The 19,611-nt window shown below is 39.5% G+C and carries 16 protein-coding genes and 1 other RNA gene; 12 read left to right on the forward strand and 5 right to left on the reverse strand.

Annotation, left to right across the window (positions count from 1 at the left end; genetic code table 11):
• Positions 1-6 precede the first annotated feature (6 nt).
• Complete coding sequence (locus HT679_RS05585) at positions 7-420, forward strand: hypothetical protein (protein ID WP_173213422.1); 414 nt, start codon at positions 7-9, stop codon at positions 418-420.
• A 213-nt stretch (positions 421-633) separates the two neighbouring features.
• Here the strand turns inward: HT679_RS05585 and HT679_RS05590 are convergent, their stop codons facing one another.
• Entirely contained in the window at positions 634-960 is a 327-nt protein-coding gene (locus tag HT679_RS05590; protein ID WP_173213424.1) for a helix-turn-helix transcriptional regulator, read from the reverse strand.
• A 183-nt stretch (positions 961-1,143) separates the two neighbouring features.
• On the opposite strand from HT679_RS05590, the gene HT679_RS11300 reads away from it, so the two are divergent.
• Positions 1,144-1,746 carry a hypothetical protein gene (locus HT679_RS11300; RefSeq protein ID WP_050568743.1) on the forward strand — a complete coding sequence of 201 codons (603 nt, stop codon included), beginning with the start codon at positions 1,144-1,146 and terminating at the stop codon, positions 1,744-1,746.
• A 24-nt stretch (positions 1,747-1,770) separates the two neighbouring features.
• Positions 1,771-2,115: a DUF6287 domain-containing protein gene (locus tag HT679_RS11305; RefSeq protein ID WP_260662054.1), complete on the forward strand. Its 345-nt coding sequence runs from the start codon at positions 1,771-1,773 to the stop codon at positions 2,113-2,115.
• A gap of 182 nt (positions 2,116-2,297) precedes the next feature.
• Here HT679_RS11305 and HT679_RS05600 read toward each other — a convergent pair whose 3' ends face one another.
• Both HT679_RS05600 and HT679_RS05605 read right to left on the reverse strand, forming a co-directional pair.
• The gene (locus HT679_RS05600) at positions 2,298-2,780 is read right to left on the reverse strand and encodes an S-ribosylhomocysteine lyase (protein WP_000032562.1); all 483 of its coding nucleotides are present in this window, start codon (positions 2,778-2,780) and stop codon (positions 2,298-2,300) included.
• 94 nt (positions 2,781-2,874) lie between these two features.
• Positions 2,875-4,359 carry a DUF1846 domain-containing protein gene (locus tag HT679_RS05605; RefSeq protein WP_173213426.1) on the reverse strand — a complete coding sequence of 495 codons (1,485 nt, stop codon included), beginning with the start codon at positions 4,357-4,359 and terminating at the stop codon, positions 2,875-2,877.
• Positions 4,360-4,511: 152 nt separating this feature from the next.
• Here HT679_RS05605 and HT679_RS05610 point away from each other — a divergent pair, with 152 nt between their 5' ends.
• The 5 genes from HT679_RS05610 to HT679_RS05630 all read left to right on the forward strand — a co-directional run bounded on the left by HT679_RS05610 (position 4,512) and on the right by HT679_RS05630 (position 14,047).
• The gene (locus HT679_RS05610; protein ID WP_173213428.1) at positions 4,512-6,122 is read left to right on the forward strand and encodes an alpha-glucosidase; all 1,611 of its coding nucleotides are present in this window, start codon (positions 4,512-4,514) and stop codon (positions 6,120-6,122) included.
• 275 nt (positions 6,123-6,397) lie between these two features.
• On the forward strand, positions 6,398-8,365 hold the full coding sequence (locus HT679_RS05615) for a peptide ABC transporter substrate-binding protein (protein ID WP_050222427.1): 1,968 nt from the start codon (positions 6,398-6,400) through the stop codon (positions 8,363-8,365).
• Positions 8,366-8,591: 226 nt separating this feature from the next.
• The gene (locus tag HT679_RS05620) at positions 8,592-10,550 is read left to right on the forward strand and encodes a peptide ABC transporter substrate-binding protein (RefSeq protein ID WP_173213430.1); all 1,959 of its coding nucleotides are present in this window, start codon (positions 8,592-8,594) and stop codon (positions 10,548-10,550) included.
• Between the two features lie 182 nt (positions 10,551-10,732).
• Positions 10,733-11,833 carry a UDP-galactopyranose mutase gene (gene glf, locus HT679_RS05625; RefSeq protein WP_173213432.1) on the forward strand — a complete coding sequence of 367 codons (1,101 nt, stop codon included), beginning with the start codon at positions 10,733-10,735 and terminating at the stop codon, positions 11,831-11,833.
• A gap of 234 nt (positions 11,834-12,067) precedes the next feature.
• The gene (locus tag HT679_RS05630; protein ID WP_173213435.1) at positions 12,068-14,047 is read left to right on the forward strand and encodes a peptide ABC transporter substrate-binding protein; all 1,980 of its coding nucleotides are present in this window, start codon (positions 12,068-12,070) and stop codon (positions 14,045-14,047) included.
• A 163-nt stretch (positions 14,048-14,210) separates the two neighbouring features.
• Here HT679_RS05630 and pbp1a read toward each other — a convergent pair whose 3' ends face one another.
• A complete protein-coding gene (pbp1a, locus tag HT679_RS05635) occupies positions 14,211-16,367 on the reverse strand; it encodes a penicillin-binding protein PBP1A (protein WP_173213437.1) in 2,157 nt (718 codons plus the stop codon).
• Positions 16,364-16,960: a Holliday junction resolvase RecU gene (gene recU / locus HT679_RS05640; protein WP_000248777.1), complete on the reverse strand. Its 597-nt coding sequence runs from the start codon at positions 16,958-16,960 to the stop codon at positions 16,364-16,366. Before recU ends, pbp1a begins: the two co-directional genes overlap by 4 nt.
• A gap of 66 nt (positions 16,961-17,026) precedes the next feature.
• Here recU and HT679_RS05645 point away from each other — a divergent pair, with 66 nt between their 5' ends.
• The 4 genes from HT679_RS05645 (at position 17,027) to HT679_RS05660 (ending at position 19,608) form a co-directional block, all read left to right on the forward strand.
• Complete coding sequence (locus HT679_RS05645; RefSeq protein WP_050271159.1) at positions 17,027-17,554, forward strand: DUF1273 domain-containing protein; 528 nt, start codon at positions 17,027-17,029, stop codon at positions 17,552-17,554.
• A gap of 69 nt (positions 17,555-17,623) precedes the next feature.
• Complete coding sequence (gene gpsB / locus HT679_RS05650; RefSeq protein WP_000146532.1) at positions 17,624-17,965, forward strand: cell division regulator GpsB; 342 nt, start codon at positions 17,624-17,626, stop codon at positions 17,963-17,965.
• Positions 17,966-17,985: 20 nt separating this feature from the next.
• Positions 17,986-18,366, forward strand: an RNA gene (gene rnpB, locus HT679_RS05655) — RNase P RNA component class B.
• 84 nt (positions 18,367-18,450) lie between these two features.
• Positions 18,451-19,608 carry a class I SAM-dependent RNA methyltransferase gene (locus HT679_RS05660; RefSeq protein ID WP_000711397.1) on the forward strand — a complete coding sequence of 386 codons (1,158 nt, stop codon included), beginning with the start codon at positions 18,451-18,453 and terminating at the stop codon, positions 19,606-19,608.
• The last annotated feature ends 3 nt before the right edge of the window (positions 19,609-19,611 follow it).

Below are 19,611 nucleotides of genomic sequence, written 5' to 3' on the forward strand. Positions count from 1 at the left end.
GAAGTTATGAATACTTATAAAGTTATTAAAATCGAAGAAACTCTAATCTATTTAGGTAAAGATGACGGAACTTTGCTGAAAGTTGAACAGACTTCTTTTAATTTTGTACCACAACTAGGGGATATAGTAGAGGTATATCAATCTGAAGGAACCTATATCATAACTAAAAAGTCTAGTGAAGTTTCCACAGAACAGAAAAAAGAAGAAAAAGGATTTCTGACAGTTAAAAATATTAAGCTTTATGCGTGGCTTGGAGTTTTTGCTATATTGGTATGGCACCCTGTTTTTGCTGTTATCCCTTCAGTAATGTATCGCCTTCTAAAAGAAAAAGGAGAGAAAGATAGTGCTACTTTGATATTAGGAGCAACAATATTTGCTATACTCCTATCAATAATCGTTAGAGTACTTCTAACGTTCTGATAAGAGGTAACATGTTTTTTAAGAAAATAGATAAGCACTGGATACTCAGATTCAGTGCTTTCTTTTTTCTTTTTGTTTTTTAATCGACCTCTTCAACAAAGAAAAAACATTCTAAAATTACAACCTATACCTCATTCCTTATCTGAATAACGTAACCGTCTACGATTAGATAGATTTAGTATAAATTACACTTTAGGTGCTTTTTGTTTTACACTAGCTATCTTGGCTTAAATCAAGTATTTCCATCACCTTATGAACAATCATCCTATGCTGTGGGTGTTTCTGAATCTTCAATAACAGTTCCATCATTTCGGTATCTTGTGGCACAGAATAAGGTAAGAAAAAATCACTCAATGAAACTTCTAAAGCATCAACAATCTTCACAAAAGTTTCCAAAGAGATATTTCTGTGATTATTTTCTATCTGACTGATATAAGGAACGCTTAGATTTGTTTTTTCTGCTAATTCTTGCTGTGTAATCTTCTTTGAAGCTCGTAAGTCTCGTATCTGATTACTTATATTTTCTAATATATCATCCATTCCTTCACCCCTAAGTTAAATCTACTATCTATCTTATAGATTAAACAATCAGGTTTACATTCTCTATAGTTTAATATTTGTTAAAAATATATTCTATTGTTAAAGTTTGTGTGATATAATTATAACTATTAGAAAACATTTCTTTTATTTCATTAAATAAAGTTAAATATCAGGAGGTTATATATGCTTAAAAAGCTTAAGGAATTGAGCAAAGAACAAAAGATTATAGGTAGTATTGTACTATTGCTTATCCTCATTTTGTTCTTCACACTATTAACTAGCGGTAGCACTAAACACTCACAAGTTCAAACTAAGGCTAATGATTCCGTCAAACAGTCTTCACAAGTTAAACAGTCTAGTTCTTCTTCCTCTACTTCATCATCCAGTTCTTCATCCAGCACTTCATCCAGCACATCTACCACAAGCTCTAGCTCAACTGAAGATAGTATAATAGATACGACAGCCGAAGAGCTTCGAGATATGGAGAATGATGGTAGATTAAAGACTGGTCAACTATACCGCTTCACAGCAGAACTAACACGCCAAAAGTTTTGGGAATCGTACGTAGGACATTTTAAAGCTCTAGATACATACCATACTATTTGGGTACAAGCTAATAATGCTCCTATAACTGGTGTACAAGTACAAATTAAGAAATCTATGATTAAGGGATGGCAAGAAGGAGCAACCGTTACTTTCACAATCAAAATCATGGAAGACTCTGAAAAATTTCAATTCTGGGTTGCTACTGATGCCACACTTATCACGACTCCCACAGAAGAATAGCACACAGAAAATGTAACACAAGAAATTGATACACAGGCAATACTAAAAGGCAACTTCTCTAGTATAGCTGCTACTTGGAGGAATGAATTAGGACATGAAATAGTGTTTAATAAGAATGGGTTAATAAAAGGAGGACAGATAGCTCAGTCAGGCATGGGAAGCGATGGACACATAGGTTTTAGTGTTAGCTCAGGACCTATAGGAGCTGCAATGGGAATATATCCCCCTGGAACAAGTATACCTATGAAACGATTTGAGAATAACCAAATGGTATCAATCGAAGACCCAACTGATAAAAGTAAAACTAGAATTATCATTACTCAAACACATCCATCTGATGAAAAAGCTGTATACTATAAAACAGATTAAATCAAAATTAACTTTGATTGAAAATAATGGCATAAAAGAGGATTAGATGAAGTGGTTTAGATTTGTTTAGTTCTTTATTTAGAAAATCTTCCCACAATAAAACGCATAATATCAAGGTTTTAACACTTGATACTATGCGTTTTTCTGGTTTTAAAGCCTTTTTTCCAGTATCTTTTTTACGTTTAAATCACATGACGCTCAAAGGCATCATCTGAAATCCCTTGTTCCAAGATGAGTTTTGCCCATTCTTTAGCAGAAAAGAGGCTGTGATCCTTGTAGTTACCGCAAGATTCGATGGTTGTTCCAGGGACATCTTCCCAAGTAGTAGTCTCAGCTATTTCCTTGAGCGAATCCTTGATAACTGCTGCAATTTCAGCGCTGGTATGGCGCCCCCACATAATCATGTGGAAACCAGTGCGGCAACCAAATGGTGAGCAGTCAATCATACCGTCAATGCGAGTACGGATGAGTTTTGCCAAGAGGTGCTCGATAGTGTGAAGGCCAGCAGTAGGAATCGAGTCTTCATTTGGCTGTACCAAGCGAATATCATAATTGGAGATGACATCTCCCTTTGGTCCTGTTTCTTCCCCAATCAAGCGAACATAGGGTGCTTTAACAATAGTGTGGTCAAGTTCAAAACTTTCAACAATAACTTCTTTTGACATGGTAAATCCTTTCAGTTTTCTTCCTTCATTATAACATAAAGCTGGCTCCTGAGACAGAGAGAAAACCTCTCCGAGGGTGGAGAGGTTCAAATCGTTACTTACGATACAAGCGGTCGTATTGGTAGTAAGGGTCAAAGGTTACATTGATACCCAGTTTACGAAGGACATTCTTGTCTTCATCAGTCAAGATGATGGTTGAGTGGGCTTCGCTTCCTTTGAGGTTGCCAAGTTCTTCCATAGCACGAGCAGCATCAGGATTTTCTGTAGCTGTGATAGCAAGTGCAATCAGTATTTCATTTGAATGAAGGCGTGGATTGCGGCTACCGAGATGATCGATTTTAAGACCTTGGATTGGCTTAACAACTTCAGGTTCGATTAGTTTTACTTCTTTAGCGATGTCAGCTGATTTCTTGATAGCGTTGATAAGAGCAGCTGCTGTAGGGCCAAAGAGTTCTGAGTTCTTACCTGTGACGATTTCCCCATTTGGCAATTCAAGGGCTAGGGCTGGTCCGCCAGTTTCTTCTGCTTTTTGACGGGCAACGACAGCAACCTTACGGTCTGCAGGTGTGATACCGAGGTCGTTCATAAGCAACTCGATTTTCTTGACAGCAGCTTGGCTAACTTTTTCGGCTTTGAAGTCAAGAACTGTTTGATAGTAGCGACGGATGATTTCTTGTTTAGAGGCTTCAATAGCCGCTTCATTGTCTGTAATAGCAAAACCAACCATGTTGACTCCCATATCTGTTGGAGAAGCGTATGGGGACTCTCCTAGGATACGTTCCAACATGCGTTTCAGAACTGGGAAAATTTCAATATCACGGTTGTAGTTGACAGTGGTCTCTCCGTAAGTTTGGAGATGGAAGGGGTCGATCATGTTGACATCATCAAGGTCAGCTGTGGCAGCCTCGTAGGCCAAATTGACTGGGTGATGAAGGGGAAGATTCCAAACTGGGAAGGTTTCAAATTTAGCGTAGCCAGACTTGATACCATTGATTTGGTCGTGGTACATATTGGACATACAGGTTGCCAATTTTCCAGAACCAGGTCCAGGAGCAGTTACGACGATCAAGTTGCGACTGGTTTTGATGTAGTCGTTTTTCCCCATACCTTCAGGAGAAATAATGTGGTCCATATCTGTCGGATATCCTTTGATTGGATAGTGAAGATAAGAATCAATTCCGTTTTTCTCGAGTTGATTGCGGAAGGCATCTGCAGCTGGTTGCCCAGCGTATTGTGTAATGACCACGGAGCCAACAAAAATTCCCAGTTCATTGAATTTGTCAATCAAACGAAGAACTTCTTGGTCATAAGAAATGCCCAAGTCACCACGTGCTTTGGAATGTTCGATGTTGCTAGCGTTAATGGCGATCACAACCTCAACTTGCTCTTTCAATTCTTGCAAGAGCTTGATTTTGTTGTCTGGCTCATAGCCAGGAAGAACACGAGCAGCGTGGAAATCTTCTAACATTTTGCCCCCAAACTCCAAGTAGAGCTTGCCGTCAAATTGGTTAATGCGCTCCAAAATGTGGTCGCGCTGTAGATTCAAATATTGTTCAGAACTAAAAGCTTGTTTTTTCATTTTTTTACCTCTGACTTCTATTATAATAAAAAATTGGAAGTTAGGAAACTATGGAGTCAAAAAAGAAATCAAAAAGATTAGGCAAACGCTTGCACAAAATTCTAAAAAGCGCTATCATAGACTATAGATTATGAAAATAATGAGGTAAGAAGATGCAAGAAAAATGGTGGCACAATGCCGTAGTTTATCAAGTTTATCCTAAGAGCTTTATGGATAGCAATGGAGATGGAATTGGCGATTTGCCAGGAATTACCAGTAAGTTAGACTATCTAGCTAAGTTAGGAATTACAGCGATTTGGCTTTCTCCCGTTTATGACAGTCCGATGGATGATAATGGCTATGATATTGCCGATTATCAAGCGATTGCAGCTATTTTCGGGACTATGGAGGACATGGATCAACTGATCGCGGAAGCCAAGAAGCGTGATATCCGTATCATCATGGACTTGGTGGTCAATCATACCTCAGATGAACATGCTTGGTTTGTTGAGGCCTGTGAAAATCCTGACAGCCCTGAGCGAGATTACTATATCTGGCGGGATGAGCCCAATGATTTGGAGTCTATCTTTAGTGGGTCTGCCTGGGAATACGATGAAAAGTCAGGTCAATACTATCTCCACTTTTTCAGCAAGAAACAGCCTGATCTCAACTGGGAAAATGAAAAACTTCGCCAGAAAATTTATGAGATGATGAACTTCTGGATTGATAAAGGGATTGGTGGTTTCCGTATGGATGTCATTGACATGATTGGGAAAATTCCTGACGAGAAAGTAGTCAATAATGGTCCTATGCTCCACCCTTATCTCAAGGAGATGAATCAAGCGACCTTTGGAGATAAGAATCTCTTGACGGTAGGGGAGACCTGGGGGGCAACGCCAGATATTGCCAAGCTCTACTCTGATCCAAAGGGGCAAGAATTGTCTATGGTCTTCCATTTTGAACATATCGGTCTTCAGTATCAGGAAGGTCAGCCTAAATGGCACTATCAAAAAGAATTGAATATTGCTAAGTTAAAAGAGATTTTCAACAAATGGCAGACAGAGTTAGGAGTTGAGGACGGTTGGAATTCGCTCTTCTGGAACAATCATGACCTTCCTCGTATCGTCTCAATCTGGGGAAATGACCAGGAATACCGCGAAAAATCTGCCAAAGCCTTTGCAATTTTACTTCATCTCATGAGAGGAACTCCTTATATCTACCAAGGTGAGGAGATTGGGATGACCAACTATCCATTTGAAACGCTGGACCAAGTAGAAGATATTGAATCCCTTAACTATGCGCGTGAGGCTCTTGAAAAAGGTGTTCCGCTGGAAGAAATCATGGACAGTATCCGTGTCATTGGACGTGACAATGCCCGTACCCCTATGCAATGGGACGAGAGCAAAAACGCTGGTTTCTCAACAGGTCAACCTTGGTTAGCAGTGAATCCAAACTATCAAGCAATCAACGTTCAAGAAGCACTGGCAAATCCAGATTCTATTTTCTATACTTATCAGAAGTTGGTCCAAATCCGTAAGGAGAACAGCTGGCTGATTCGAGCTGACTTTGAATTGCTTGATACGGCTGACAAGGTCTTTGCTTATATCCGTAAAGATGGCGACCGTCGTTTTCTAGTTGTGGCCAACTTGTCCAATGAAGAGCAAGACTTAACAGTAGAAGGAACAGTCAAATCTGTCTTGATTGAAAACACCACGGCTCAAGAAGTCTTTGAAAAACAAATCTTAGCTCCATGGGATGCTTTCTGTGTGGAATTGACTGACTAAAATGAGAGAGAGTGGGCAAAAACTCGACTTCAGGAGAAAATGAAGTAAATCTTCCCACAATAAAACGCATAGTACCAAGGTTTTTATTGTACTGACCTGATATTATGCGTTTTTTGTTTTAAAGACTTTTTTTCCAGCCTCTTTTTGCTAAAAGTTGTATAAAAAACTCTTTTAAAAATATTTGTTAGAATTTTCTAACAAATTCTACAAGAACTCTTGCATTTATAAAAAAATAGGGTATAATAGTGAAAATACTATTTTGAAGGAGATTATTTATGCAATCAAAAAAGTGGCTCTTAGGAGCAGGAGTGACCTTGAGCACAGCCATCCTTTTAACAGCTTGTGGGAAAAGTGAAAAGAATGCAGATGCTCCCAAAACATTTTCTTATGTTTATGCAGTTGATCCATCATCCTTGGATTATAGCCTTACAAGTAAAAGTTCAACTTCTGACGTAATAGGTAATGTCGTCGACGGTCTTTTAGAGAATGATAAATATGGGAATCTCATTCCTTCTCTAGCAGAGGATTGGTCAGTTTCTAAAGATGGTTTGACTTACACTTACAAACTTCGTAAGGGGGTGAAGTGGTATACTTCTGAAGGAGAGGAGTATGCAGAAGTTAAGGCTCAGGATTTTGTTACAGGTCTGAAACATGCAGCAGATGGAAAGTCTGATGGTCTTTCTTTGGTTGAGAAATCCATCAAAGGATTAGAGGCTTATGTTAGTGGTGAGACAAACGACTTCTCAACTGTAGGTGTAAAGGCTCTTGATGATTATACGGTAGAATATACCCTTAATAACCCGGAAAGTTTTTGGAACTCTAAAGTAACCACAGCAACCATGCTTCCTGTAAATGAAGAATTTTTGAATGCAACAGGCAAGGATTACGGAGCGCCAACTCCATCAAGTATTCTTTACAATGGCCCATATTTTTTGAAATCTTTGATTTCTAAATCTGTGATTGAATATGAAAAAAATCCTAACTATTGGGATAAGGACAATGTCAAAATTGATAATGTTAAATTGACATTCTATGATGGTTCAGATCAAGAATCCTTAATTCGTAGCTTTACACAAGGTGCCTATACAACTGCTCGTCTCTTTCCAGCAAGCTCAAACTTTGAATCAACTAAAAAGGAATACGGTGATAAGATTGTCTATAGTCCACAAGAGGCAACAAGCTACTACCTCACTGTGAACGTAAACCGCCAGTCTTACAATAAAACAGCTAAAACAGATGAGTCACAAAAAACATCAACAAAAGAAGCTCTTCTCAATAAGAACTTCCGTCAGGCTCTTAATTTTGCATTTAATCGCCACGCCTATACAGCTCAATTAAACGGTGAAGAGGGTGCGGATAAGATTATTCGTAATAGTCTAGTGCCAGATAATTATGTTCAAGTAGCAGGGAAGACCTTCGGACAACTGGCTCAGGACGAACTACTGAAATATGGAGAACAGTGGAAAGATGTGACTCTCACAGATGGTAAGGATACAATTTACAATCCAACAAAGGCTAAATCTGCATTTGAAAAAGCGAAGTCAGAATTGCAAGCTAAGGGAGTGAGTTTCCCGATTCATTTGGATGTGCCAGTAGAACAGACAGATGTAGTTGCGGTTCAACAAACCAATTCGCTAAAACAATCAATTGAAGAAACGCTTGGAACGGAGAATGTCATTATAGATGTTCTTCAAATGACAGATAATGAGAAGGAAAGTATTACTTCTCAAGCTAAAGTTCCAACCCAAAAAGATTATGATTTGAACGGAACAGGTTGGGGACCAGATTACCAAGATCCAGCAACCTATCTCAATATTTTAGATGCTAAGAAGGGTTCTGCCTTGAAACATCTAGGTATAACAAAGGGCAAGGATCCTGAAGTTGTGGCGAAAGTTGGCTTGGATGAATACAAGAAGCTCTTGGATGATGCGGCTTCTGAGACAAGTAATCTTGATAAACGATACGAAAAGTATGCCAAAGCACAGGCTTGGGTTACTGATAGTTCACTTCTTATTCCAGTTGCTTCTTCAGGGGGCTCTCCTATGGTTAGTCGTACTGTTCCATTTACCAAAGCTTATTCACAGGTCGGTATTAAGGGGGATCCATTTATTTTTAAAGGAATGGAACTTCAAAATGATATTGTGACAACTAAAGAGTATGATGCGGCCTTCAAAAAGTGGCAAAAGGAAAAACTGGAATCGAATGCTCAGTATCAAAAGGATTTAGAAAAGCACATAAAATAATGTGAATGAGAATCTTGCTTTCGTTAGGTTATCAGTTAATTTATTGATATTTAAATGATAAATCGTATAAAAACAAGGGAGAACTGTATGAAAGATAGAAATCCTTTGTTTTTTTATGACTAAAGTTTATAAACTTTCATTCTCAAAATTCAATTAACTTTACAAATTCCCACTATTTTGGTAAAATAAACTTATGTTATAAAAACTAACATAAAGGAGAAAGAAGATGACTACAAAAAAGCGTGTCCTTAGTGCAGGCCTGACTTTTGCGGCTACCTTGCTTTTAGCTGCTTGCGGACAATCAGGTTCAGATACAAAAACTTACTCATCAACCTTTAGTGGAAATCCAACTACATTTAACTATTTACTAGACTACTACGCCGATAATACATCGATTATAACCAACCTAGTTGATGGTTTGCTTGAAAATGACAACCATGGAAACCTAGTTCCGTCTTTGGCGGAAGACTGGTCTGTTTCGAGCGACGGTCTGACTTATACCTATAAATTGAGAAAAGATGCCAAATGGTTCACGGCTGACGGTGAAGAATATGCCCCAGTCAAGGCACAAGATTTTGTGACAGGTATCAAGTATGCAGTGGACAATAAATCACAGGCCATTGACTTGATTCAAAACTCGATCAAGGGCTTGAATGATTATATTACAGGAGCGGATTCTGATTTCTCTAAGGTTGGGGTGAAGGCTATTGACGACCAGACTGTTGAGTATACTTTGGTACGCCCAGAACCTTACTGGAATTCAAAAACAACCAACAGTATTCTTTTCCCAGTGAATGAAGAGTTTTTAAACTCAAAAGGGAAAGATTTTGGGACCCTATCTCCAGATAGTATTCTCTACAGCGGACCTTATTTGTTAAAAGATTTCACATCAAAATCATCGATCGAGTATGTGAAGAACCCGCATTACTATGATCATGATAAAGTATCAATTGAACATGTGAAATTGGCTTATTTTGATGGCTCAGACCAAGAATTGACCATCCGTAACTTTGAAAGTGGCGCTTATTCAATCGCTGGGGTTTATCCAAATAGTTCTAACTTCGCCAAGACCAAGGAGAAATATAAGGATAATATCGTCTATAGCTTGCAGGACAAGACTTCTTGGTACTTCAATTTCAACGTCAATCGTAAGGCCTATAACCACACTGCTAAAACGACAGATGAGCAGAAGAAGTCAACTGAGACAGCTGTCTTGAACAAGAACTTCCGCCAAGCAGTGAACTTTGCCTTGGACCGCACAGCCTATTCTGCCCAGTCAAATGGGGAAGAAGCGGCTAGCAAGACCCTTCGTAACACATTGGTGCCTCCTACATTTGTCCAAGTTGGAGACAAGACCTTTGGAGAAGTAGTCGCTTCTAAATTGGTCAACTATGGAACAGAGTGGGCAAGTATGAACCTAGCAGATGCTCAGGATGCCTATTTCAACAAAGAAAAAGCCCAAGCAAAATTTGCGGAAGCTAAAAAAGAATTGACAAGTCAAGGTGTGACTTTCCCTATTCACTTGGATGTGGCGGTTGATCAGACAAGTAAAAATGCCGTGACAGGCATGAACTCAGTTAAGCAGACCCTTGAGTCAGTTTTGGGTGCTGATAACATTGTCATTGACGTTCAGCAACTTTCAACAGATGATTTTAATAACGTAGCCTTCTTAGCGCCAACAGCAGCTGATCGTGACTACGATTTGAACTTTGATGGTTGGGTAGGTGACTACCAAGATCCATCAACTTATCTCAATCCTTTCAATGCAGAGGATGGATTCTACCTTAAGATTTTTGGACTAGATGCCAAGGAAGACAAGGAAAAAATCACTAGCCTAGGTCTTGATACCTACACTAAGATGCTCAAAGATGCAGATAGTGAAAACAAAGATGTAGCCAAGCGTTATGAAAAATACGCTGAAGCACAGGCTTGGATGATTGACAATTCTCTCATTATGTCAGCTATGTCAAGTGGTGGCACAGCATCTGTAACCAAAGTGACGCCATTTACAAGAGGCTATTCATTGGTTGGTATCAAGGGTGATGGCAATAACTACAAGTACATGAAACTGCAAAAAGACACTGTGACGACCAAACAGTTTGAAGAAGCTAAAAGTAAATGGGAACAAGAAAGCAAAAAAGCAATTGAAAAAGCTCAAAAAGAAGCAGAAAAACATGTTAAATAGTTAGAAATAGCCTTTTCAAGCAAAATCATAAAGACAAACATCAGTTTTGGTGCTTGTCTTTTTAAATCACTCGGCTATTGAAAACTAAGAAATGATTTGTTTTGTGCTAAAATAGATTGAAACTAAGATCCTCTCTTTTACTGTAGTTAAGGAGATGAGAGGTAAATGATAAGGAAGAGACTATGTACGACTATCTAATCGTTGGTGCTGGTTTGTCTGGAGCAATTTTTGCTTATGAGGCGACTAAGCGTGGAAAAAAAGTAAAAGTAATTGATAAACGTGACCACATTGGTGGAAATATCTACTGTGAGAATGTAGAAGGAGTTAATGTTCATAAATATGGTGCCCATATCTTCCATACTTCTAATAAGAAAGTCTGGGATTATGTGAATCAATTTGCTGAATTTAACAACTATATCAACTCGCCTGTAGCTAATTACAAGGGTAGCCTTTATAATCTACCTTTCAATATGAATACTTTCTATGCTATGTGGGGGACAAAAACTCCTCAAGAAGTGAAAGATAAGATTGCTGAGCAAACGGCTCACATGAAGGACGTTGAACCGAAAAACTTGGAAGAGCAGGCTATCAAGTTGATCGGTCCAGATATTTATGAAAAGTTGATTAAAGGATATACTGAAAAGCAATGGGGACGTTCTGCGACTGACCTTCCACCGTTTATTATTAAACGTCTACCAGTTCGTTTGACTTTTGATAATAACTACTTCAATGACCGTTACCAAGGTATTCCGATTGGGGGGTATAACGTTATCATCGAAAATATGCTGAAAGATGTTGAAGTAGAACTTGGAGTTGACTTTTTTGCAAATCGTCAGGAATTAGAAGCTTCTGCTGAAAAAGTTGTCTTTACAGGGATGATTGATCAATACTTTGATTATAAACATGGTGAGTTAGAATACCGTAGTCTTCGTTTTGAGCATGAAGTTCTTGATGAAGAAAACTATCAAGGAAATGCTGTTGTCAACTATACAGAACGAGAAATTCCTTATACTCGCATTATTGAGCATAAACACTTTGAGTATGGTACACAAGCTAAAACGGTCATTACTCGTGAATACCCAGCTGATTGGAAACGAGGAGATGAGCCTTATTATCCAATCAATGACGAGAGAAACAATGTCCTGTTTGCTAAATATCAAGAAGAAGCAGCACAGAATGATAAGGTCATTTTCTGTGGACGTTTGGCTGATTATAAATACTATGACATGCATGTGGTCATCGAACGGGCTTTGGAAGTAGTCGAGGAAGAGTTGGGACAATGATGCAAGGATTCCGTTATTTTAGAATCTTTGCTACTTAAGATTTTTAGAAGTAAGGTCAACAAGATTCTTTTCTGGTTATCAGAAGAGAATCTCTGTTGGCTTTTTTGGCATAAATGAACAATTTTATTTTTCAGAATATATCAAATATAACAAATAACTCTTAAAATTCAGAAAATTCTATTGACAGGACTTGAAAAAGAGTCTATAATGAATAAAAAAACAAAGGAGAATACTATGAAAACAAGAAAAGTATTGGCTCTTGCGGGAGTAACCTTATTAGCAGCTGGTGTTTTAGCTGCTTGTTCTGGGGGTTCAGGTGCTCAAGGTGAAAAAACCTTTGCCTTTACCTACGAGACACATCCAGATAATCTCAACTATTTGACAACTGGTAAGGCAGCAACTTCTGAGATTACTAGTAATGTCATTGATGGATTGCTTGAAAATGATAAATACGGGAACCTTGTTCCTTCATTGGCAGAAGACTGGTCAGTTTCTAAGGATGGCTTGACTTATACTTATAAGATTCGTCAGGATGCCAAGTGGTATACATCTGAGGGAGAAGAGTATGCTCCTGTTAAGGCTCAGGACTTTGTAACAGGACTTAAATATGCAACAGATAAGAAAGCAGAAGCCCTTTACTTGGTACAGGATTCAATCAAAGGTCTGGATGCCTATGCCAAAGGTGAAATCACAGACTTCGCTCAAGTCGGGATTAAAGCCCTTGACGACCAAACAATCCAATACACCTTGAACAAGCCTGAAACTTTTTGGAATTCTAAAACAACCATGGGTGTGCTTGCGCCAGTCAATGAAGAGTTTTTGAACTCAAAAGGGGATGATTTTGCCAAAGCTACGGATCCAAGTAGTCTCTTGTATAACGGCCCTTATTTGTTGAAATCCATTGTGACTAAATCCTCTGTTGAATTTGCGAAAAATCCGAACTACTGGGATAAGGACAATGTGCATATTGACAAGGTCAAATTGTCATTCTGGGATGGGCAAGATACCAGCAAACCAGCAGAAAACTTTAAAGATGGTAGCCTTACAGCAGCTCGTCTTTATCCAACAAGTGCAAGTTTCGCAGAGCTTGAGAAGAGTATGAAAGACAATATCGTCTATACGCAACAAGACTCTACGACTTATCTAGTAGGGACAAATATTGACCGTCAATCTTATAAACACACATCTAAGACTAGCGAAGAACAAAAGACTTCAACTAAAAAGGCTCTCTTAAACAAGGATTTCCGTCAGGCTATTGCCTTTGGTTTTGACCGTACAGCCTATGCCTCTCAGTTGAATGGAGAAACTGGAGCAAGCAAAATCTTGCGTAATCTCTTTGTTCCACCAACATTTGTTCAAGCAGATGGGAAAAACTTTGGCGATATGGTCAAAGAGAAATTAGTGACTTATGGGGATGAATGGAAGGATGTCAATCTTGCAGATTCACAAGATGGTCTCTACAATCCAGAAAAAGCCAAGGCTGAATTTGCTAAAGCTAAATCAGCTTTACAAGCAGAAGGTGTGACTTTCCCAATTCATTTGGATATGCCAGTTGACCAGACAGCAACTACAAAAGTTCAACGTGTCCAATCTATGAAACAATCCTTGGAAGCAACTTTAGGAACTGATAATGTCATTATTGATATCCAACAATTGCAAAAAGATGAATTGCTTAATGTAACTCTATTTGCCGAAAATGCTGCTGGCGAAGACTGGGATTTATCAGATAATGTCGGTTGGGGTCCAGACTTTGCCGATCCATCAACCTACCTTGATATTATCAAACCATCTGTAGGAGAAAGCACTAAAACATATTTAGGATTTGACTCAGGGGAAGATAATGTAGCTGCTAAAAAAGTAGGTCTATATGACTACGAAAAATTGGTTACTGAGGCTGGTGATGAGACTATAGATGTTGCTAAACGATATAATAAATACGCTGCAGCCCAAGCTTGGTTGACCGACAGTGCTTTGATCATCCCAACAACTTCTAAAACTGGTCGTCCAATCTTGTCTAAGATGGTACCATTTACAATACCATTTGCATTGTCAGGAAATAAAGGTACAAGTGACCCAGTCTTGTATAAATACCTTGAACTTCAAGACAAGGCAGTCACAGCAGATGAATATCAAAAAGCTCAAGATAAATGGATGAAAGAAAAAGCAGAATCCAATAAAAAAGCGCAAGAAGAACTTGCAAAACATGTGAAATAAAACAAAAAGAGACTGAGCAAAAAGTCCTTAAAAGCAAAACGCATATTGTCAGGTGATGAAGCCTTGATCGTATGCGTTTTATTGTGGGAAAATGTACTTGACCTCTGTATTTCATTTTGAAAATGACAAAATCCTGAGAACTCTAAACTCAGGATTTTTTCGTTTACTGTTGTGGTTGTGGTTGAACTTGAGGAGTCTGTGGAGCTGGATTTTGATTGGCTCCGGGTGCATTTGGTGCTTGGTTTTGACCATTAGGACTAGCATCAGGACTTGTTGCTGGTGCTTGGCTAGCAGAGCCTTCTGTACTTGTTGAGGAGCTTTCGGTTGAAGATGATTGGGATGTTGTTTCAGTCCAAGTCGGTCTTGCTCCATTTTGGAAAACAAACTGCCCATTTCGATAGATGCCATCTGGCATATTCCAGTCCTCTGGGTTGCTTCCTTCAGACAGGTAGGTCATCATAGAGCGGTAAACTTTAGCAGCGACCGTAAGGCCATCGCCTACAAGTGGTGTCAGACGGTTAGAATAGCCTGTCCATACAGCCATTGAATATTTACGCGTATAGCCAGCAAATAGTTCATCAGGTGCTACAAATTGAGAGGTCTTGATGTGGTTTTCAATTTCCTCGTCTGTATAGTTAGAGGTTCCTGTTTTACCAGCCTGAGGGAGCCAAGCAAGATAGGCATTTCGTCCAGTTCCATAAGTCAAGACTGTTTTCATCATGTCGGTCATCATATAGGCTGTTGTTTCCTTCATGGCACGAGTTCCGACATTAGAGAACTCTTTTTCACTTCCATCACTAAAGACGACTTTATGGATATACATTGGTTTATAGTAAGTTCCACCATTTGCAAAGGCAGCGTAAGCAGCAGCCATCTTTTCACTACTTGCTCCATATTTTTGGTCTGATTCGGTTGTGTTACTTGAAATGGCATTTGAGTAGTGAAGACTTGGGTAGTCGATTCCGAGACCATTTAGGAAAGTCTTGGCGCGGTTGAGTCCGACCTTATTTAGCGTTTCCACGGCTGGAACATTTCGCGATTGTTGCAGGGCGTATTGCAAGGTAATGTTGCCAAAGTAGCCCCTATCCCAGTTATAGACAGGGATATCTGTGCCAGGATAGTTATATGGCTCATCGTGAACGATAGTAGCAGTTGAATCGTAGACACCGTATTCCAAGGCAGGAGCATAGTCTGTGATCGGTTTCATAGTTGATCCCCAGTCACGGTTGGTTTCAACGGCTTGGTTAATTCCGAAAGATACATTACTTGATTGGTGACGGGCGCCTAACTGAGCAATGACTTTACCATTTGTTACATCCACGATAGTGGAAGCTACTTGCAATTCATCGTCTGGATAGGCAACGTACTCGTCTGTGTTGTAAATATTCCACAGATGTTTTTGAGCTTCTTGGTCTACATTTGTGTAGACATCCATCCCAGTTGTGAGCAGGTTATAGCCTGTTTCTTCTTCAACTTGATTGATGACTTCCTTGAGGTAATTATCCATGTAAGCAGGGTAATTACTTGCTGATTTGAGACTTTGTAGTCCATCAGTAATTGGTGTATTGACTGCTTTCTCATACTGTTCAGCAGAGATGTAGCCTTGATTTTTCATTTCAGATAAGACCAAGTTTCGGCGGCCTTGGGCTTCTTCTGGATGTGAATAGGGGTCATATTGGTTTGGTGCCTGAGGCATTCCAGCCAGCAAGGCTAACTGAGGTAAACTTAAATTATTGAGGTCTTTACCATAGTAGTTTTGAGCTGCTGTCTGCATTCCATAGTTGCCATTAGACATGTAGACCTTATTTATATAGTAGGTCAAGATTTCTTGCTTGGTTGCTTTTTGTTCTAACTGAATCGCTAACCAAGCTTCCTGAGCCTTACGAGAAATAGTCTGGTCGGAAGTCGAGGTTGAAAAGTAAGTCAACTTAATCAACTGTTGGGTGAGAGTTGATCCACCTTGGAGGGAATTGCTTTGCAGATTGCGCAAGAAAGCTCCCAGGATACGGATGGTATCAATCCCCCTGTGGTCGAAGAAGCGATGGTCTTCGATAGAAACGATTGCCTTAACCAAATCTGTGGGAATATCATTAGCTTGGGCATTGACGCGGCGTTCAGAACCCAAGTCAGCAATGAGTTGATTTTTATTGTCGTAGATTTTACTAGAAGTTGTTGCAACTAGTTTACTCTCGGATAGGCTAGGAGCCTTGCTAACGTAGTAGAAAAAAACTCCTCCGCCTAAGACAATGGCTGCGATAACCAAGCTTAAGAAGCTAATGCTCAGATACTTGATTAGGCGCAGAATCGTTGGTTTGTTCATCTTGTTTTACCACCTAATAAATGTTCTTTGATAACATTGAGATAAGGAATTTGAGGGAAGGCACCAGCCTTGATTTCATATCCATATTCTCGAATATATCCAAGTGGCATTGATTTTTGTCCCTTATCTTGATGATAGAAGCGAATCAAATCGAATGCCGGCAATAAGTAGGTTTCTTGCTGAGAAGAAAAGTGAAGAAGGACAAAGCAGATTCCTTGTTGGGCAAGGACTTGTTCCATATGCTGAATCTGATGTGGATGAAAATTTTTCATCGGAATCGCACGTTTTTGTTTTGTTTCCTTGGCTTCAAAGTCGATGTAATATCCATTATAAACGCCAGAATAGTCCGTCGTTGAAGCTTGTCGAAAATAGGCTTCAACAATCTTGGCACGACTTCGCTGTGGATAGTCCACTCGTACAATTTGAATAGGGGTTGGTTTCTTGTGTATAACAGCCAAGCCCTGAGACAAATAGTAGTCGTTGGTAGCATTGATCATCTTTTCAAAAGACATTCCTCGATTTGCGAAATTTTTGGGTTGAGAAAGAGATGTTTGTCTTTTTTGTGATGAAAGTTTATGTGGATAGTTGACCATAATTCTCCTTATTGGTACAATAACATCACTCTATTATACCATAAATTTGCACAGAAAGGGTTAAAAATGGCTACAGCTTTGGTTTTAGGCTATTCTGCTTTTGATTTAGGTTTGTTTTCTGACAAGGATCCTCGTCTTAAATTGATTAAAAAAGCGATACGTAAAGATTTAGAGGCAATGGCAGCAGATGGGGTGTCTTGGCTTGTATTTACAGGGACTTTGGGCTTTGAATATTGGGTTTTAGAGGTTGCTCAGGAGATGAAAACCGAGTACGGTTTCCAGTTGGCGACCATTTTTGCTTTTGAAACCCATGGGGAAAATTGGAATGAAAGCAATCAGATGAAACTGAGCCGCTTTAAGCAGGTAGACTTTGTCAAATATGCCTATCCTCGCTATGAACACAAGGGGCAGTTAAGAGATTACCAGCAGTTTTTACTGGAAAATACGAACAGTTCCTATCTTTTTTATGATGAAGAAAATGAAACGAAACTAGCTTATTTTTACCAAAAGATGAAAAATCAAGAGGACTATTTTATAAAGAGATTAACATTTGATCAATTAAATGAACTGGCTGAAAATTTTTCCGAAAATTGAAGCTTTGACCTTGATTTTTGTTTGCCTTTTTTTATATAATAATACTAGCAAGCGAGAATGGAGAGAGACATGGCAAGTATTATTTTTTCAGCGAAAGATATTTTTGAACAAGAGTTTGGACGTGAAGTCCGTGGGTATAGCAAGGTAGAAGTTGATGAGTTTTTAGACGATGTCATCAAGGATTATGAAACCTATGCTGCCTTGGTCAAGTCACTTCGTCAGGAGATTGCGGATTTGAAGGAAGAATTAACTCGTAAACCGCAAGTGAGTTCGGCTCCAAGTCCTAGTCACCCAGATCCAATTGATGTGGCTGCTTCATCTTCTATGACGAATTTTGATATTTTGAAACGCTTGAATCGTCTTGAAAAAGAAGTATTCGGTAAACAAATTTTAGACAATACTGATTTGTAATTCAGGTCTTGTTACATGCAATTTTTGGATAATCGCGTGAGGAGAATTGCTTCTCATGAGGAAAGTCCATGCTAGCACAGGCTGTGATGCCTGTAGTGTTTGTGCTAGGCGAAACCATAAGCCTAGGGACGAGAAATCGTTACGGCAGTTGAAATGGCTAAGTCCTTGGATAGGTCAGAGTAGGCTTGAAAGTGCCACAGTGACGGAGTCTTTCTGGAAACAGAGAGAGTGGAACGCGGTAAACCCCTCAAGCTAGCAACCCAAATTTTGGTCGGGGCATGGAGTACGCGGAAACGAACGTAGTATTCTGACTGCTATCAGCTAGAGCTGTTAGTGGTAGACAGATGATTATCGAAGGAAGTGGTCCTAGTCACTTCTGGAACAAAACATGGCTTATAGAAAATTGCATATAGGTTGGGGCTGAGAAATTTTCTCAACCTCATTTTTTAAAGTGGACATATAGAAAGGTCTTGCAAGACTGTAACATGAAAAAAGAATTTAATTTAATTGCAACTGTGGCAGCAGGTCTTGAAGCTGTTGTAGGACGAGAAGTGCGAGAGTTGGGCTACGATTGTCAGGTTGAAAATGGTCGTGTTCGTTTTCAAGGAGACGTGAGAGCTATTATCGAAACCAACCTCTGGCTTCGGGCAGCAGATCGTATCAAGATCATCGTAGGAACGTTCCCAGCTAAGACTTTTGAGGAACTGTTTCAGGGAGTTTTCGCTTTAGATTGGGAAAATTATTTACCACTTGGAGCTCGGTTCCCGATTTCAAAAGCCAAATGTGTTAAATCTAAACTTCACAATGAACCCAGTGTTCAGGCTATTTCTAAGAAAGCTGTTGTCAAGAAATTACAGAAACACTATGCTCGCCCAGAAGGGGTTCCACTGATGGAGAATGGCCCAGAGTTTAAGATTGAGGTCTCTATTCTCAAAGATGTGGCAACTGTCATGATTGATACGACAGGCTCCAGTCTCTTTAAACGTGGCTATCGTACCGAAAAAGGAGGCGCTCCTATCAAGGAAAATATGGCAGCAGCCATTTTACAACTCTCTAACTGGTATCCAGATAAGCCTTTGATTGATCCGACCTGTGGTTCGGGGACTTTCTGTATTGAGGCAGTTATGATTGCTCGAAAGATGGCACCAGGACTTCGTCGCTCTTTTGCCTTTGAGGAGTGGAACTGGGTCAGCGATCGCTTGATTCAGGAAGTGCGTACAGAAGCAGCTAAGAAAGTGGATCGTGAACTGGAACTGGATATCATGGGCTGTGATATCGATGCACGTATGGTGGAAATTGCTAAGGCCAATGCTCAGGCAGCAGGGGTTGCAGGGGATATTACCTTTAAGCAGATGCGCGTGCAGGATTTGCGTTCCGATAAAATCAATGGTGTGATTATTTCCAATCCGCCTTACGGGGAGCGTTTATCAGATGATGCAGGGGTGACCAAGCTCTATGCTGAGATGGGGCAAGTATTTGCACCACTGAAAACTTGGAGCAAATTTATCCTGACTAGTGATGAAGCCTTTGAAAGCAAGTATGGTAGCCAAGCAGATAAGAAGCGTAAGTTATACAACGGAACCTTGAAAGTGGATCTGTATCAATATTTTGGTCAGCGTGTTAAACGCCAAGAGGTAAAATAGAAA

Origin of the sequence: Streptococcus sp. 4886 (genome assembly GCF_013276485.1) — a bacterium.
In the GTDB taxonomy this organism is placed as follows: Bacteria; Bacillota; Bacilli; order Lactobacillales; family Streptococcaceae; genus Streptococcus.